General features: G+C 64.9%; 15 protein-coding genes. 11 read left to right on the top strand and 4 right to left on the bottom strand.

The genetic code is table 11. The features are described 5' to 3' along the window. The first annotated feature begins 180 nt into the window (after nt 1-180). The 5 genes from OXM58_12625 (at nt 181) to OXM58_12605 (ending at nt 4,675) form a co-directional block, all read left to right on the top strand. Nucleotides 181-573 carry a Zn-ribbon domain-containing OB-fold protein gene (locus tag OXM58_12625; GenBank protein MDE0149207.1) on the top strand — a complete coding sequence of 131 codons (393 nt, stop codon included), beginning with the start codon at nt 181-183 and terminating at the stop codon, nt 571-573. After that, nucleotides 570-1,730 carry a thiolase gene (locus OXM58_12620; protein MDE0149206.1) on the top strand — a complete coding sequence of 387 codons (1,161 nt, stop codon included), beginning with the start codon at nt 570-572 and terminating at the stop codon, nt 1,728-1,730. The genes OXM58_12625 and OXM58_12620 overlap by 4 nt, the downstream gene beginning before the upstream one ends. Before the next feature lie 14 nt (nt 1,731-1,744). Beyond that, nucleotides 1,745-3,037, top strand: a complete 1,293-nt coding sequence (locus tag OXM58_12615) for a cytochrome P450 (protein MDE0149205.1) — start codon at nt 1,745-1,747, stop codon at nt 3,035-3,037. Nucleotides 3,038-3,111: 74 nt separating this feature from the next. Beyond that, complete coding sequence (locus OXM58_12610) at nt 3,112-3,864, top strand: SDR family NAD(P)-dependent oxidoreductase (GenBank protein MDE0149204.1); 753 nt, start codon at nt 3,112-3,114, stop codon at nt 3,862-3,864. 55 nt (nt 3,865-3,919) lie between these two features. Further along, nucleotides 3,920-4,675 carry an SDR family oxidoreductase gene (locus OXM58_12605; GenBank protein ID MDE0149203.1) on the top strand — a complete coding sequence of 252 codons (756 nt, stop codon included), beginning with the start codon at nt 3,920-3,922 and terminating at the stop codon, nt 4,673-4,675. A gap of 51 nt (nt 4,676-4,726) precedes the next feature. On the opposite strand, the gene OXM58_12600 is transcribed toward OXM58_12605, so the two are convergent. Beyond that, complete coding sequence (locus OXM58_12600) at nt 4,727-6,331, bottom strand: choline dehydrogenase (GenBank protein ID MDE0149202.1); 1,605 nt, start codon at nt 6,329-6,331, stop codon at nt 4,727-4,729. A 167-nt stretch (nt 6,332-6,498) separates the two neighbouring features. On the opposite strand from OXM58_12600, the gene dctP reads away from it, so the two are divergent. From dctP to OXM58_12580, 4 genes are all read left to right on the top strand, one after another. Then, a complete protein-coding gene (gene dctP / locus OXM58_12595) occupies nt 6,499-7,734 on the top strand; it encodes a TRAP transporter substrate-binding protein DctP (GenBank protein ID MDE0149201.1) in 1,236 nt (411 codons plus the stop codon). Nucleotides 7,735-7,930: 196 nt separating this feature from the next. Next, on the top strand, nt 7,931-8,449 hold the full coding sequence (locus tag OXM58_12590) for a TRAP transporter small permease subunit (protein ID MDE0149200.1): 519 nt from the start codon (nt 7,931-7,933) through the stop codon (nt 8,447-8,449). A 9-nt stretch (nt 8,450-8,458) separates the two neighbouring features. Beyond that, on the top strand, nt 8,459-9,925 hold the full coding sequence (locus OXM58_12585) for a TRAP transporter large permease (GenBank protein ID MDE0149199.1): 1,467 nt from the start codon (nt 8,459-8,461) through the stop codon (nt 9,923-9,925). After that, nucleotides 9,926-10,738, top strand: a complete 813-nt coding sequence (locus OXM58_12580; protein MDE0149198.1) for an IclR family transcriptional regulator — start codon at nt 9,926-9,928, stop codon at nt 10,736-10,738. Here OXM58_12580 and OXM58_12575 read toward each other — a convergent pair. Genes OXM58_12575 through OXM58_12565 form a run of 3 tightly spaced genes read right to left on the bottom strand, consistent with a single transcriptional unit; the run spans nt 10,735 to nt 13,927 of the window. Then, nucleotides 10,735-12,231, bottom strand: coding sequence for a tripartite tricarboxylate transporter permease (locus tag OXM58_12575; GenBank protein MDE0149197.1), 1,497 nt, complete (start codon nt 12,229-12,231; stop codon nt 10,735-10,737). The two genes, OXM58_12580 and OXM58_12575, sit on opposite strands and share 4 nt — an antisense overlap. A 4-nt stretch (nt 12,232-12,235) precedes the next feature. Further along, the gene (locus OXM58_12570; protein ID MDE0149196.1) at nt 12,236-12,748 is read right to left on the bottom strand and encodes a tripartite tricarboxylate transporter TctB family protein; all 513 of its coding nucleotides are present in this window, start codon (nt 12,746-12,748) and stop codon (nt 12,236-12,238) included. Between the two features lie 3 nt (nt 12,749-12,751). Further along, nucleotides 12,752-13,927 carry an ROK family transcriptional regulator gene (locus tag OXM58_12565; protein ID MDE0149195.1) on the bottom strand — a complete coding sequence of 392 codons (1,176 nt, stop codon included), beginning with the start codon at nt 13,925-13,927 and terminating at the stop codon, nt 12,752-12,754. A 196-nt stretch (nt 13,928-14,123) separates the two neighbouring features. Between OXM58_12565 and OXM58_12560 the strand changes: the two genes are divergently transcribed. Both OXM58_12560 and betC read left to right on the top strand, forming a co-directional pair. Beyond that, nucleotides 14,124-15,101, top strand: coding sequence for a tripartite tricarboxylate transporter substrate binding protein (locus OXM58_12560; GenBank protein MDE0149194.1), 978 nt, complete (start codon nt 14,124-14,126; stop codon nt 15,099-15,101). A gap of 80 nt (nt 15,102-15,181) precedes the next feature. Further along, nucleotides 15,182-16,720, top strand: a complete 1,539-nt coding sequence (betC, locus tag OXM58_12555) for a choline-sulfatase (GenBank protein ID MDE0149193.1) — start codon at nt 15,182-15,184, stop codon at nt 16,718-16,720. Nucleotides 16,721-16,732 lie beyond the last annotated feature (12 nt).

Below are 16,732 nucleotides of genomic sequence, written 5' to 3'. Positions count from 1 at the left end.
ACTGCCCCTCTTTCAGCGTACCGTCTTCACTCATACCGCCCTCCCGTGGTAGAAGGGCGCACGCTATGGGCAGATCAATTGTCCGTCAAGTATATAACTCCCATAACAATCCAAGCGTGCTTCCCTGCCGTCACGGCGCCCGAGAGAGAGGGCCCGGACAAACCGACACCGGACATCGCAATGGATGAATCGGCGACCCTGACGCCGGCGCCGCAGTTCATGAAGTTTCTGCGCGACGGCCGGATCCTCCTGCAACGGTCGAAGGCGACCGGCCGGGTCTTCTTTTACCCGCGCATTGCAGAGCCGGGGACGGGCTCGACGGATCTGGACTGGGTCGAGGTCTCCGGCCTCGGCCTCGTCTACTCGACCACGGTCATTCGCCGCCGGCCGCCCGAACCGCATCGGAACATCGCCCTGATCGACCTGGATGAAGGGCCACGCCTGCTGAGCCGGATCGAGGGTATGGACCCGGACCTTGTCCGTATCGGCATGAGGGTGCAGGCGCGCATCGCCGGTGAAGAGGAGCCTCTCATCGTCTTCGTGCGCGCGGGCGGCGGGGAAGCGTCGGCGTGAACGCTCAAGCCGGATTTCCGCGCGGCGGCACTGCCATCGTCGGCGCCGCCACTTTCGGCCTCGGGGAGGTGCCGGGCTTCGAGGCGATCGACCTGGCGGCGCAGGCGTCGCTCGCCGCCTTGCGCGATGCCGGCCTCGCCGTGCGCGAGGTCGATGCCCTGTTCGTCGGACTCCCGCAGGACTACCTGTCGGGCTTGACCCTTGCGGAATATCTCGGCGTCCGGCCGAAGCTCACCGACAACAACAGGACCGGCGGTTCCAGCTTCCTCACCCATACCGTCTGGGCCGCACTGGCGCTTGCCGCCGGCATGTGCGACGTCGCCCTGATCGCCTACGGCAGCACCCAGCGGACCGGCGCCGGCCGCCTGGTCTCTTCCTGGCGCGGTTCCCCGTTCGAGGAGGCGTACCAGCCCGCCATGCCGATCGCCGGATACGCCCTGGCTGCGGCGCGGCATATGCACGAGTACGGCACGACGCGGGAGCAGTTGGCGGAGGTCGCCGTATCCGCGCGCCGCTGGGCGCAGCTCAACCCGGAGGCCTACAAGCGCGATCCCCTTACCGTCGAACAATGCCTGACCGCGCGCATGGTCGCCGACCCGCTCACGGTGCGGGACTGCTGCCTGGTCACGGACGGCGCCGCTGCGATCGTGATGACTCGGGCAGACCGCGCCCGCGACCTGCAGAGACCGCCGGTGTTCCTGTTGGGCGCCGGCTCGGCGGTGACGCACAAGGAAATCGCTCAGATGCCCGATCTGACGGCGACCGGGGCGGCCGAGTCGGGCCGGCGAGCGTATGAGTCTGCGGGCGTAACGCCGTCGGACATCGATGTCGTACAGCTTTACGATGCCTTCACGATCAATACGATCCTGTTTCTGGAGGATCTCGGCTTCTGTCCCAAAGGGGAGGGGGGCCGCTTCGTCGAGGACTCGCATATCGCGCCGGGTGGTCCGCTGCCCGTCAACACGAACGGGGGTGGCCTTTCCTGCGTTCATCCGGGAATGTACGGCCTGTTCACCCTCGTTGAAGCCGTCATGCAATTGAGAGGATCGGCCGGCGCGCGGCAGGTCGAGGGCGCGAGGCTCGTCCTGTGCCACGGCAACGGCGGTGTGCTGTCCAGCCAGGCGACGAACATTCTCGGCGCCGAAGAAACTCTCTGAACGGCGGAGGCTCCATGACGGCAGCGGACCGGGTTCCAGAACGGGCACACGCGCTCGATATCGACCTGCGCCGGGCGGAGACGCAGAACTGCCCGTATGCCGCCTACGATAAGCTGCGCGAGGAGGCGCCGGTCTGGCACGATCCGAACACCGGTTACTTCGTGATTTCCCGCTACGAAATCCTGAAGGAGGTTCTTCTCGACACGGAGCGCTTCAGCAACATTCCGGACCCGGAACAGATGTTCGTTACGCAGGAACGCACCGAACTCCTTCGAAACCTTTACGAAAAGAAGGGATGGTATCCCGCGCCCAACCTGGCAAAACGCGACGACCCGAACCACAGGCAGATGCGGAAGCTGTTCGAGCAGGCGTATCGGGCAAGCAAGATCAAGCAGATGGAACCGTTCGTGCGCGAGGTCAGCGAACGGCTGGTCGACGGCTTCATCGACCGGGGCCGGTGCGATTGGGTGCGGGAATTCGCGATCCCGCTGCCCCTCATCGTCATTATTCATCAGGTCGGCGCGCGCGAGGAGGATATGTGGCGCATCAAGGCCTGGACCGACGCCTACGTTCAAAGATTGAGCCTCATGCACGGCGAGGAAACGGATGTGTGGGCGACGGAGATGGAAATCGAGATGCAGCACTATTTCCAGCCCATCTTCGAGCGCCTGCGCGAGGAGCCAGACGACACACTGCTCAGCCACCTGGTGAATACCGAGATTCCCGAATGGGGCCGCACGCTGAACGACAATGAACTGCACGCCGAGATGATGACCGATACCTTCGTCGGCGGAGCGGAGACCACGACCAATGCGCTGTCAGGGGGCATACTCCTCCTCATTCAGAATCCGGGGGCGTGGCGCCGGCTCAAGGCCGACCCCGACAGGTACCTGCGCACGTTCGTCGAGGAGGTTCTCAGGCTGGAGAGCCCGGTCCAGTTCCTGTTCCGGTTTGCAGCCAGGGACCTCGACCTCTGCGGCGTCCGCATTCCCAAAGGGAGCCGCATCATGGCTGGCTACGGCGCCGCAAATCGCGACGAGCGCCAGTTTCCGGAGGCGGCGCGCCTCGATCTGGAGCGGGCCAACGCCGCAAGCCATCTGGCTTTCGGTTCCGGAACGCACCATTGTCTCGGCGCCTCTCTCGCCCGGCGGGAACTGCATTGCGGGTTCCAGGCGTTCATCGACCGGATCGACGATTTCCGGCTGGCTCCCGAACAGGGCGAACTCAGCTACGCGCCGCACATGTTCCTGCGGGCCTTGAAGGAACTGCATATCGAGTTCGAGGCGAAACCGCGAAGGCAGGCGTAGAGGCGACAGTCCATTGCACGGAAGCGAATTCCCCGAAACAGGCGGACCACCGGACCGGGAGCGGCGGATCAGTCATGGATCTTGAGATCGAGGGGCGCGGCGCGTTCGTCGTCGGCGCAACCGGCGACATCGGGCGGGCGACCGTCGAGCGGCTGCTGGCGGAAGGGGCGCGGGTCGTAGCCGGCGCCCGCTCTGCCGCCCGGATGGCCGGGACGCTGGGCGCTGCAGGGCTCGACGTGCACGGCATGGTGGAAATCGATCTGCGCGACGAGGCGTCGACAGCGGCGGCAGCCGGGCGCGCTGAGGAGCTTCTGGGCGGCGCGATCGACATCCTGGTCTGCGCCGCCGGGGGCGACGTCACCTATGCGCCGGTCTGGGAGATTCCGCCGGACGTGTACGAGCGGGATTACCGGATCAAGGTCGTCGGCACCTCGCAGCTCTGCACCAGGGTCGCTGCCCACATGGTCGAACGCGGCTCGGGCGCGATCGTCAACGTGATCGGGATCGCCACCGAGATCGTGGTGACCGTCAACCCCGCGGGGAGCGCGGCAAACTCGGGGCTGCGCAGCTTCACGCGGGTCCTGGCCAAGGAAGTTGCCGGCTCGGGCGTCCGGGTCGTCGGCGTCAGCCCCGGATTCGTCGAAGGCGAACGTCTGGCCCGGTTCGCCACCGACGAACAGACCCGGCAGCTGAAGGAATCGATTCCGCTCCGCGCGCTCGCGGACCCGAAGGAACTGGCCGACGTGATCGTTTTTGTTGCGTCGCCGCGGGCAAGCTACATCACGGGAGAGATCGTCATCGTGGACGGCGGGGCCACCCTGCGGTGAGGCAAACGCGTCCCCGAGACCTCGCTGGCGGCGCGCGGAGGAGGCCGAGGCCGGGATGAGATTCACGGATCGAGTGCTGTTTGCCACCGGTGCCGGCTCCGGCATCGCCGCGGCTGCGGCGCGGCAATTTTCGGCCGAAGGGGGCCGCGTCGCGGTGGCCGACATCGACGGCGAGCGGGCGGCGGACATGGCCGCTTCGCTGGACGGCGCTATCGGAATCCACTGCGACGTCTCCAGCGAAGAATCGGTGAACCGCGCCGTTGCCGAGACCCGAAAGAGGCTGGGGCGGATCGATGCTGTCCTGAACGCTGCCGGACACGCCGATTTCGGTCCGATCGACGACTATTCGATCGAGCGGTGGAACCGGATGATCGCTGTCCACGCGACGGGAACTTTTCTCGTATGCAAGGCCGCCGTGCCGGCGCTGCGCGCCCAGGGCGGCGGTTCGATCGTCAACGTGTCATCCATCGCGGCGCATGTGGGACGGATGAACCTCGTGGCCTACACCGCCGCCAAGGGTGCGATCCTTTCCATGTCCCGGCAGCTCGCGCTCGAATTGGCCGGGGACCGGATCCGCGTCAACGTCGTCGCGCCCGGCGTGGTGCGGACCGGGCTTACCGAAGCCGCCTATGTCGAACGGGGAGGCGGCGACTTCGACAAGGGCGCGGCGCAGGTCGTCGCCGACACGCCGCAGAAACGGATCGCGGCCCCGGAGGAAATCGCGGCCCCGATCTGTTTCCTGCTTTCGGACGAGGCGAGTTTCTGCACCGGGTCGGTGATAACGCCGGACGGCGGCATGACCGCGATCTGATTGCAACACGCCCCGCTCCGGTCGGGCATGCGCCGTGGAACGGAACCGGCGTCAGCCCGAATCCTCCAGTATCAGGTCGCTTGCCTTCTCCGCCATCATGATCGTCGGCGCGTTGGTGTTGCCGGAGGTGATCGACGGCATGGCGGAGGCGTCGACGACGCGCAGGCCGGCCAGGCCGTGAACCCGGAACCGGGGATCGACCACTGACAGCGGGTCCCTGCCCATGCGGCATGAACTGGTCGGATGGTAGATGGTCTGGGAGATGTTGCGCGCGGCGTCGAGCAGGTCCTTGTCCGACTGAACCTCCGTGCCCGGCAGATGCTCGCGCAGGACGAATTTCGACAGGGCGCCGGTGCCGATCAGCCTGCGGGTCATCTTGAGGCCGTCGACGACCGTGCGCCGGTCGAGCTCTGTCGCCAGGTAATTGGGCTGGATCGACGGATATGCGGCCGGGTCCGGCGAGCGGATCGCAATGCGCCCGCGGCTTTCGGGGCGCAGTTGGCAAACCGACATGGTGATCCCGGAGAACGGGTGCATTTTCAGGCCCGGCTTGTCGGCGCTGAGAGGCTGGAAATGGAACTGGATATCCGGCGTCGACAACTCCGGCCGCGTCTTGCAGAAAATGCACACCTGGCTGGCGCCCATCGCCATCGGCCCGCGCCGGGTGAGGATGTAGCGCAAACCGATCGCAGTCCGGCGGATCAGGTTGTTGATCTCGTCGTTCAGCGTCGGGACGTTGACCTCGTACACCGAGCGCACCTGGAGATGATCCTGCAGGTTCTCTCCGACGCCCGGCAATTCATGCCGGACCGCGATGCCGAGGTCGCTCAGGAGGGAACCGGGACCGATGCCGGAGAGTTGGAGAAGCTGCGGCGAACCGATGGCGCCGGCCGAGAGGATTATTTCACCGCCGCCGCGCACCGTCGCCTGCCGTCGTTCGCCGCTGACGGAGTAGGCGATACCGGTTGCGGTTCGCGGGCCGGCCTCGTCGAACAGCAGACGCTCCGCCAGTGCGCCGGTGACGACCTCCAGGTTCCTGCGGGAGCGTACCGGCTTGAGATAGGCTGTGGCGGCCGAGCAGCGCCTGCCGTTGCGCGCCGTGAGCTGGAAATAACCGGCGCCCTCCTGCCGGTCTCCGTTGAAATCGTCGTTGCGCGGAATGCCGAGTTCTTCCGCCGCGGCAATCAGGGCTTCGCAGACGTCGCGCCGGGCGCGCATGTCCGAGACGGCAAGCGGCCCGCCGGTACCGTGGAACGGGTCGGCGCCGCGCTCCTGATCCTCGGCGCGGCGGAAATATGGCAGAACTTCGTCGTATGACCATCCCTCGTTACCGAGCTGGCGCCAATAGTCGTAGTCTTCCTTCTGTCCGCGGACGTACAACAGGCCGTTGATGGCGCTGGAGCCGCCCAGCACCTTTCCGCGGGGCCAGTCCAGGGTGCGCCCGTTCAGGCCGGGATCGGAGTCGGTCCGGTAGCACCAGTCGGTGCTTGGGTTGTGCATGGTCTTGAAATAGCCGACCGGCACATGGATCCAGGGGTTGCGGTCCTCGCCGCCGGCCTCGAGCAGCAGCACGTTTTTCGAAGGGTCGGCAGACAGGCGGTTGGCGAGCACGCAGCCGGCCGAACCGGCGCCAACGATGACATAGTCATAGCCCATGCCTGCAAACCTGCGCGCTGCGGTCAAAAAATAGCGTTCATCGTCACTCAACGCTTGCAGAACCGACAATATCTGCCATTATTGAGATTGTCAGTCTCAAACTTTGACATTTTTGTCGAAAGGTTGGGTGTGGCGGCTCCTAACCGATGCATCAGGAGGAAGCATCCATGCAATCGATCCCGGAAAAACTGAAGAACGTTTCACGGCGCGACATGCTGCGGATATCGGGGCAGTTCGGCCTGTCGTCGACGTTGATCGCGGTTGCCGGGCTGACCGGCGCGATCACGGCGCCGCAGCTCGCTGAGGCGGCGAACTCCACCTACAAGAAGCGCTTCAAGAAGAAGGCGCGGTTCAAGCTGAAATTCGGCGCTGCCGGCTTCAACGAACGCAATCTGCTGATCGAACGGGCCGGGTGCCTGCAATTCGTCAACGATCTGGAAGAGCGGACCGACGGCGAAATCCAGATCGAATTCATCGGCTCCAACCAGATTTGCGGCCAGCTGAATTGCGTGACCAAGACGCAGCAGGGCATCGTCGATATCTACGCCGCGTCGACGCAGAACTCGGCCGGCGGCGCGCCCTACCTGAACGTGCTGGACTATGCCTACATGTTCCCGTCCCGCGCGGCCCAGTATCACTTCCTGTACTCGCCCAAGAGCATGAAGATCCTGCGCGAGCCCATGCGCAAGCGGCATGGCATAGAATTCCTGTTCTCCCATGCGGAACTGCGCGGCATCATGCTCGGCCTGAAGTGGAAGGACAAACCGACCGTCAAGAGCGTGAAGGAACTGGCCGGCACGAAGAACCGCGTGACGGGCACGCAGCTGGGCCGGATCGCGATGAAGCTGATGAACCTGAATCCGACGCCGATCGCCTGGGCGGAAACCCTGGACGGCCTGAAACAGGGCCTGGTCGACGGCGCCGAAACCTGGCCCTCCGCCGTGGCTTACGCCAACATGTCGCCGGTGGTCTCGCAGTGCGTCAATCTCGAGTTCTTCTGCGGCACCGAACATACGGCGATGAGCAGCAAGACGTTCGACAAGCTGGGCGGCGAACTGCAGGACGCCGTGATGGAATCGTCCTTTCTGACCCAGGTCCATGTCCAGGCGGCCAACGAGGTCTCCCTGGTCAACACGGTCGGCTTCTCCAATCCGCAGTTGCCCAACACACTGTTCGCCAACCACAACGTCCGTGTTGCCTGGATGAGCGCAGCGGCGCGGCGCGAGGCGGAGGAGATGTGTTCGCCGGAATTCCAGCCCAAACACTGGGAACGGTGGCGCGAGAGGCTGAACGGCTGGTCCGGCGGCCTCGACACCTACAAGTATATCTACGACGTCGCACGCGAGATTCCGGCCGACACGCTGGCCGAGAATGTCGAGCCGCGGCGCTGGTGGAAGGGCTAGGCGCCAGCCGGTCCCGAGGCGTGCGTTAGAGGCAAAATGGCGGGCTCCGGGTCTATTCCGGAGCACGTCATCTCTTTCCGATTCTGCCGCCCCGCCGGCGCGGTAGCGGTGGACAGACCCGCGGGTAATCGGCTAGATCGGCGTGGCGCAGCGAAACGCCGGCAGCGTCTTCGGCCGGCGGAAACGGGGAGCGGCAATGCGGCTACTGCGTTGGATCGACGCCCGGATCGAACGGTTCATCATCCTGGTCGCGTATGTCTTCATGGCCGGGATCATCTTTGTCGAAGTGATCCGGCGTTTCCTGCTGAGTGAGCAGGTTGCCTGGTCTTCAACCATCCCGATCTACCTGTTTCTCTGGGTCGTCTGGATCGCCTGCGCCTACAATGTGCGCATCCGGGCGCATCTCAGCTTCGATGAAATCCGCTCCCGGTTCTCCCAGCGCGGGCAACTGATGTGCCTGCTGCTGGACGCCCTCCTCTGGATCGTCTTTTCCGTCATCGTCATCTACTACACGGCGAAGCAGGTCATGCTTTCCAGGGATAATTTCGCCATCGTCCAGGGCACCGACGAAGTCATGCAGTGGTGGTTCTATATTGTGACGCCGCTTGCGTTCGCCCTGTTGATCGTGCGGGTTCTGCAAAACGTGGCGAAGGATATTTCCGATTATCGCAACGGCCGGCCGCTGAAAATTCAGACCGGCATGCTCGGCGACTAGGAGGCGGGCATGCAGACGTTCTGGATCCTGCTGATTTCCGGCGCCGTTACGGTCTTTTTCGCCGTCGGCGTACCGATTTTCCTCGTCATCGGCTTCTGGGTCATCGGGGTCAGCCTGGTAATCGACTTCACCCTCGCCAATCTCGGCGTAACGCTGTTCGAGGGGCTCAATTTCTTCGGTCTGCTGGCGCTGCCGCTCTTTATCCTGACAGGCGACCTGATCAAGGGCGCCGGCATTGCCAAACGGCTTTCGGAGTTTGCCTATTCCATGCTCGGCTGGCTGCGCGGCGGCCTCGGCATGGCGTCGCTCGGGGCATGCGGCCTGTTCGCGGCAATTTCGGGATCGAACTCGGCGACCACCGCCACCATCGGTTCGATCATGCATCCGGAAATGACCAAGGGCGGTTACGACCGGAATTTCGCCGCTTCCACGATCGCGGCCGGCGGCACGGTCGGGATCATCATTCCGCCCTCGATCATCTTCATCGTCTACGGTTTCCTGATGAACCTGTCGATCTCCGACCTGTTCATCGGCGGATTGCTGCCCGGCATCCTGATGATCGTCGCCATGCAGTTCGTCTGCTGGCTGATCTGCCAGTTGAACGGCTGGGGACATCTGATCTCGATCGAGTTCCGCCGCATCGTGAAGACGGCGATCGGCGCGTGGATCGGCTTCGGCGCGATCGTCCTGGTCATCTGGGGCATCTATTCCGGGAAATTCTCGCCGACCGAAGCGGCGGGCGTGACCGCGGGCTTCTGCATGATCGTCGGCCTGATCTTCTTCCCGATCTACCGTTACGTTCATCGCGGCAAAACGGCCGACGCGGACTGGATCGAACAGGAGCAAGAGGAAGTCGCGGCGCTCTCGGCGGCCGACCGGGCCGGCCGGGGCAATCCGGTGGCCGAGCAGTATTCCGAAAATACCGGTTATCTCGAGCGGATCGTCATTCCGGGTTTTTCGTACCGGGAACTGCCCGACCTGATCATGCGGTCCGGCCAGATAACCGGCGTTCTCGCGCCGCTGATCGCGATCTCCGTCGTGATGCAGCAGATCTTGACCCTGCTGGGGGCCAAGGATTTCTTCACCGATTTCGTCGGCGGGATGGGCGGCTACTACGCCGTGCTGTTCGTTTGCATGGCGATCGTGCTGCTGGCCGGGACCATTCTCGAGAGCCTGCCGAACACGATCATTTTCGCCCCGATTCTGGCGCCGATCGCCGCCCAGTTCGGCGTCGATCCGATCCACTTCGCCGTCGTGTTCCTGATCGGCGATGCCATCGGGTTCATCACGCCGCCCTACGGGCTCAATCTGTATGTCGCCAGCAGCATCACCAATATCCCGTACTTCCGATTGTTGTATTACACCATGCCTTATTTCATCGCCCTGTCGGTCGTGTGGCTGGTGGTTGCTCTTGTGCCCGACATTTCCACCATATTGCTCGTGCATGAGGGGGCGGGCACGTTCCAGCACAACTGATTGTCGGCCGGACGTTTGTTGAATCCCGGGTCACCGCTGCAGCAAGACCGCCTCCCGGCAGGAATTCGTACCCTGGCGGTCATCGAGGCGCTGCTCGATGCCGGCGTCCCGCTTACGCCGACGGCGATCAACGACCGCCTCAATCTCCCGAAAGCAACCATCCACCGGATATGCCAGCAACTGCTGGAAGCCGGATGGCTGGTCCGGGATATGGACGGCAAACGGGTGCTGCCGGGCCGGCGCCTCGCTGCGTTTACCGGCCGCCTCGGCGTGTTCTCCCGATACCTGCAGGCCCGGATCGCCATCCTTCGGCGCCTCTCGGAGACCATCGGAGAGACCTGCAACATCACAATTCCGGACAGGGAGGGCATGTTTTATCTGGACCGGGTCGAGACGCGCTGGCCGCTGCGCATCCAGTTGCCGGTGGGGGCGACGGTGCCGTTCCACGGTTCGGCCAGCGGCAAGCTCTACCTGAGTACGCTGCGGAGAGCGCAGCGCCGCCGCTTGGTTCATTCACTGAGACTGGAGCCGCTCGCGGTCAACACCATAACCGATCCGGAAAGATTGCTGACCGCGCTTGAGCGGATACGGAAAAACGGGGTGGGAACAGACAATGAAGAACTCGTGCAAGGCATGGTCGCGGTAGCCGTGCCGATCGAAGACGAAAAGGGCCGCCTGGTCGCGACTCTGGCGGTGCACGGCCCGATGCACCGCATGTCGTTGGATGACGCCAGGCGGCATGTGCCGATGCTGCGCGATGCTGCCGCCGAACTCCGCGCGGTGCTCCTGGAAGGCAGACTCGACGTCTGCTAACTGCCCTCGCCCAGCGGCAGGCCGTTCCTGCCCTTGGTGCGCTGCCAGACGATCAGGACGAGCGTCAAAACGGTGAGGCCCCAGAAGAACCAGGTGATCCAGCCCTGGAAAAAGATCGTCCAGTCGCCGTCGCCGAGGCGCAGCGAGCGGCGGAAATTGTCCTCGAGCAACGGCCCCAGAATGAAGGCGATCAGGAAGGGCGCGGCCGGTATGCCGAGGCGCAGCATCCCGAAGCCGACGATCCCCATGACGAACATCACGAGCACGTCGAAGATCGTGTTGTTGATCGCGTAGGCGCCGAACACGCACAGCACCAGCACGACCGGAAACAGGATGCGCTGCGGAATGTCGGCGATCCGCGCAATCGAGCGGATCGAGAGCTTGCCGACGATGAACAGATAGGCCGAGCTCAGCATGATGCCGATGAAGAGCGCGTAGATCAGCGTGATGTTCTGCTGGAACATCAGCGGCCCCGGCCGCAGATCGTGGATCATGAAGGCGCCCAGGATGATCGCGGTGATGATGTCGCCCGGCACGCCCAGCGCGAGCAGCGGGATCAGGGTCGCACCGGCGACCCCGTTGTTGCCGGCCTCGGCCGCGGCGACGCCTTCCAGCTCGCCCTTGCCGAAATTGCCCTGGTTCTTCGACGTCCGCCGCGCCTCGCTGTAGGACAGGAAGGCCGCCGGCGCGCCGCCGATGCCGGGAATTACGCCCAGAATCACGCCGATCGCCGAGCCGCGCAGGATGGACTTGAGCGCCCGGCGATAGTCGAGCAGCGAGGCGCCCTTGCCGGCAAGCGCGGAGAGTTTCTGCGCGGTTTCCGTCTTGGAGTAGAAGTTCAGCACCTCGGGAATTGCGAACAGCCCGATCAGCACCGGGATGAAGTTCAGCCCGCCCATCAGGTCGAAATTGCCGAAGTTGAAGCGCGGCGTGCCGAAAATCGCGTCCAGACCGACGATTGCGAGCGCCAGTCCAAGCCCGGCGGCGCCCAGGCCTTTCAGCAGGTCGTCGCCGCTTACGCTGGCAATGATCGTCAGCGAGAACACGATCAGCGTGAAGAATTCGGGGGAGCCGAAGCTGAGCGCGAAGCTGGCGAGGATGCCGGCGAAGAAGATGAGAGACAGGTTGGAAATGAAATCGGCGGTGCAGGAGGCGTAGAGCGCCATGTCGAGCGCACGCCGCGCCTCGCCCTTGCGCGCCAGGGGATAGCCGTCGAGCCCGGTGCAGGACGCCGCCGGCGTGCCCGGCGCGTTGATCAGGATGGCGGTGATCGAGCCGCCGTAGAGCCCGCCCTTGTAGACGCCGAGCAGCAGCAGGATGCCGGTGATCGGCTGCATGGTGAAGGTGAAGGGCAGGGCGAGCGCCACGCCCATCGGGGTTGTCATGCCGGGAATGGCGCCGATCACCGTGCCGATCATGACGCCGACGAACAGGGCGAGCACATTGTCGACCTGGGCGAACATGGCGAAGGAGGCGGCGAGGGTCTCCCACATGGCGTCAGATCCGCTGCAGCAGGAAATCGAGCACGCCGCCCGGGATCGGCCGCTGCGCCGCCTTGACGAAGAACAGGTGCAGCGCCAGCGGCAGCAGCAGCGCAACAGGCACGACGATCAGGGGGCGGCGTTCGCCCGCCAGCAGCATCAGGGCGACCAGCCCGAGCGTCGTGGTCAGAACGAAGCCGAGGAATTCCAGGGTCAGGTAAATCGCCAGGAGCAGGGCCATCACGATGAACGGCCGCCCGGCTATCCACGCGGGCCGGCCGGCCGGCGGCGCTGCGTCGCCGGCTGTCGTATCCTCGGTCCGGAAAGCGGCCAGCAGCTCGTAGACCAGGAGCAGCGCGCCGATGACGGCAATGCCGCTACAGACGATGTAGGGCCAGAATGAGGGCGAGAGCGCGCGGTATTTGACCGAAGGCGGCTGGACGATGCCGTAGGGAATAAGCACGGCAATCGCGAGGACGCCGAAACCGACGAAGCACAGCCCGGCAACGATGTTTCGGTTGAGCTTCATCGTTCAGACCGCTGCCGGGGCGGCGTCGGCCGCGCGCTCCGGCGCGAGCCGGCCGAGGTCGAAGCGCTCGTGGAACAGGTGCCGGTCGAGCGCCAGCCACACCGCCGAGTGGGCCGTGGTCAGCGCGCTGACCCGGGTATCGAAGGTGCGGCCGGACAGGGCGGCATCGGCTGCGATGCGCCGGACGCCGGCGACATAGTCCGGATGGCGCCCCACCTGGCCGGCCAGCAGGACGGCCTGGGGCTTCAGGACCGTCGCGAGCAGCCGTAAGGCCTTGCCGAGTTCCGCGCCGCATATCTCGATAACGCTCCGGGCATCGGCCGGCAGATTCCGGCCCGGTTCGGCGATGCCGCGAAGCCGCTGTCCGTCGTCCTCGGGTCCGGCGCTCTTCGTCAGGCCCATGCTGTCCAGCCGGTGCAGAATGGCGATTCCGGATGCCGTATCGTCCAGCGTCGCACCGCCTGACGGGAATCCGGCCAGTTGCCCGGCCTCATTGGCCGCACCGCGCACCGGCGCGCCGTCAAGCATCAGCGCAGAGCCGAGCCGCAGCCCGACATTGACCAGCAGGACATCGCGCAGGCCGGAGGCGCAGCCCTGCCGGGCTTCGGCCTGCAACAGCGCTGCGGCCCGGCCCTCGGCGACGAAGGGCACCCCGGTCAGGCCGGCGAGGATGCCGGCAGCGTCGACCGTGCGCCAGCCCAGGGGGCCGCCGCTGCGCAACTCGCCCGTCGCCGGATCGACCCGGCCGGCGATCAGCGCCGCACCGCCGAGAATGCGCGTCGGATCCCTGCCCGACTCTGCAATCAACTCGACCGCCGCCTGCGCCAGCGCCGCCAGAGCCGGCTCCGGCCGGTCGAGCGGCACGTCGCTGCAGTCCCGCCGCGCCACGACGTTCCCGCGGCAGGTCGCAAGCACGACCTCCTTCTGGTTCAGTGTGATCGCCATGCCCAGCACGAAAGCGCCGTCATCGGCGAATCCGAGGCGGACCCGCGGCCGGCCCGCCTGCCGCCGCTTGCCGGTCGCCGGGTATTCGGTGAGCAGGCGCGCCTCGACGAGCTCCCGCACGATGCGGGAGACGGCGGCGTTCGTCAGCCTCACGGTCTCGGCGATGACGGTGCGCGATACAGCGCCGTGCTCGGCAATGGCGCGCAGCACGAGATGCCGGTTCTGGCGTCGCAAATCGGCGATGGAAGCCGAGGAAGCCAAAGGTCGGGCCTATTTTTTAACGTCGGTAAATATTTCTTGATTTGAAAAACCGGTTCTGTCAACCTGTTCCTGCATCGCGCGCGCTGCACCGGCCGAAGGACACCGGAGCAGGCGCACATCTGTGCTGTTTTCCGCGTCACAGACGGGAAAATTCCAGGGAGGAACCGACGTGTACAAACTGACGAAATGGACAACCGCAGCCGTTGCCGCGATGGCGGTGACGGCGGCCGCGATCCCGGCCGTTGCCGCCGACTATCCGTCGCGGCCGATCACGCTGGTTGCGCCCTACGGGCCGGGTGGCGCGGCGGACCTGCACGCCCGCATTGTCGCCGGTACGGCGCCGAAATATCTCAACCATGCCGTACTCGCGATCAACAAGGCGGGCGCGGCCGGCAGCATCGGCGCCTTCCACGTCGTGCGGGCGAAAAAGGACGGCTATACGCTCCTGTCGGCGCGCGTCGGCAGCAATGCGGGTGTTCCCGCCTTCAACCCGAGCATCCCCTACAAGTGGGACCAGTTCACCTTTCTCGGACTGACCGAGCGCAACCCGTTCGTCCTTGTGGTCAACGCCAAGTCGGACATCAAGACGTTCAAGGACTTCGAGGCGGGGATCAAGGCGGGCAAGATCAAGACCTATTCTTCCGCCGGCGTCGGCACCCTGCTGCACCTGGCGGCGCTGGTGATGGCCGACGACATGGGCCTCGATCCGGACCAGATCACTCATATTCCGTTCAAGGGCGGCGGCAAGGCGCGCGCGGCCATCGTCGGCAACCAGGTTCATTTCCTGTGGCAGAACCTGTCCGGTGTGATCGGTTCGATCCGGGCCGGCCAACTGCGCGCCCTGGCAATCACCACCGACAAGCGTTTCAAGGCGGTGCCGGACGTCCCGACCGTTCGCGAGCTGGGCTATCCGAACATGGAGGCGATCATCGGCTGGAGCGGCATTTTCGGCCCGCCCGATCTGCCCAAGCCGGTGGTCGACAAATGGGTGAGCGTGCTGGCATCCCTCAAGAAGGACCGGGCCTTCAACAAGCTGATCGGCAACCTTGGGTCGATTCCGGACATCCGCAGCCCGGCCGACACAAAGGCCTTTGTCAAGAACCAGTACGAGACCTTCAAGAAAGTGGTCGCCAAGCTGAAGAAATAGGCCCGCCGGCCAAACCTGCGGAACGGGCGGGCGGCCTGCGCCTGCCCGTTTCCGTTTGAACGCAAGAGGGACGGAATCCGATGGCGACGGACAAGCCGAACATTCTGTTCATCATGGCCGACCAGATGAGCGCCCGGGCGCTCCGGTACTACGGCAACCGGACGACGCTGACGCCGAATATCGACCGTCTGGCCGACGAAGGCGTCGTCTTCGAGAACTGCTATTGCAACCTGCCGATGTGCGCGCCGTCCCGCGCCTCGATGATGGCCGGCATCCTGCCCTTCACCATCGACATGTACGACAATGCCTCGGAATTTCACGCCGACATCCCGACTTTCGCCCACTATCTGCGCCATCTCGGCTACCGGGTGGAGCTCAGCGGCAAGATGCATTTCGTCGGACCGGACCAGATGCACGGTTTCGAAAGGCGCCACACGACCGAAATCTATCCGGCCAATTTCGCGTGGACCGTCGACTGGTCGAAGGGGCGGGAATACCGGCCGACCAACCTGACCATGGCGCCGATCCTCGAGGCCGGCCTCGCCGTGCGCACCATGCAGATGGATTATGACGACGAAGTCGAGCATTTCAGCGTCCAGGCGCTCTACGACCTGGCGCGCTACTGCGCCGACCGGCCCTTCATGCTGACGGTCTCGTTCACCAGTCCGCACCATCCCTATGTGATCGACGAAAAATACTGGGGCCTCTATGACCACGACGCGATCGAGGCGCCGGCGACCGCGCCGCTCGATCCCGACGAAATGGACCATCTCAGCCGCAACCTGCACTTTTGCCAGGCGCGGCATCTCTACGACCTGACCGTCGAGGACCGACGGACGGCGCGGCACGCCTACTACGGCATGATCTCTTACATCGACGAGAAGGTCGGCCGGATTGTCCGCACGCTCGAGGAGACCGGCCTAGCCGACGACACGGTCGTCATCTTCACCGCCGACCACGGCGACATGATGGGCGAGCGCGGCATGTGGTTCAAACAGCACTTCTTCGACTGGTCGGGCAAGGTGCCGTTCATCGTCCATGCCCCGAACCGCTGGAAGCCGGGCAGGGTGACGGAAGCGGTTTCCCTGGTCGATCTGCTGCCGACGCTCACCGACCTGGCGAGCGGCGGGAATTTCAACGGCTTCGTCAAGCCGTTGGACGGTGCCTCTCTGCTGTCCGCGCTGGAGGGCGAGAAAGGCGGCATGACCGATACGGTCGTCTCCGAATTCGCCGCCGACGGCTCGACCGGCGTCAGCCGGATGGTGCGTCAGGGGCCGTGGAAGCTGATGTGGCTCGAGGGCGTCGATACGCTGCTCTACAATCTCGACGACGACCCCGAAGAGGTGAACGACCTGTCCGCCGATCCGGCTCATGCCGGCCAGCGCGCGGAACTGGAGGCGATCCTGTTCGAGGACTGGGATCCGAAGGCCTATACCGACATCATCGCCGAAAACCAGCAGCAGCGCCTGTTCATCCATCGCACGACCGGTGGTGAGCCGGACTATGTCAATCTCGTGCGCGAGGGCGATGACGCCCGTTACGTCCGCAACGCCGGCGCCGCGGACACCAAGGCGAAGGCGCGCCTTCCCCGGGTCGAACCGGCACAGCCGAGCCGATAGGGTTCGCCGGGG

The organism is Rhodospirillaceae bacterium (assembly GCA_028819475.1).
Lineage (GTDB): Bacteria > Pseudomonadota > Alphaproteobacteria > Bin65 > Bin65 > Bin65.
Note: the sequence above shows the minus strand (reverse complement) of the source record. Positions and strands in the feature narration are given on the sequence as shown.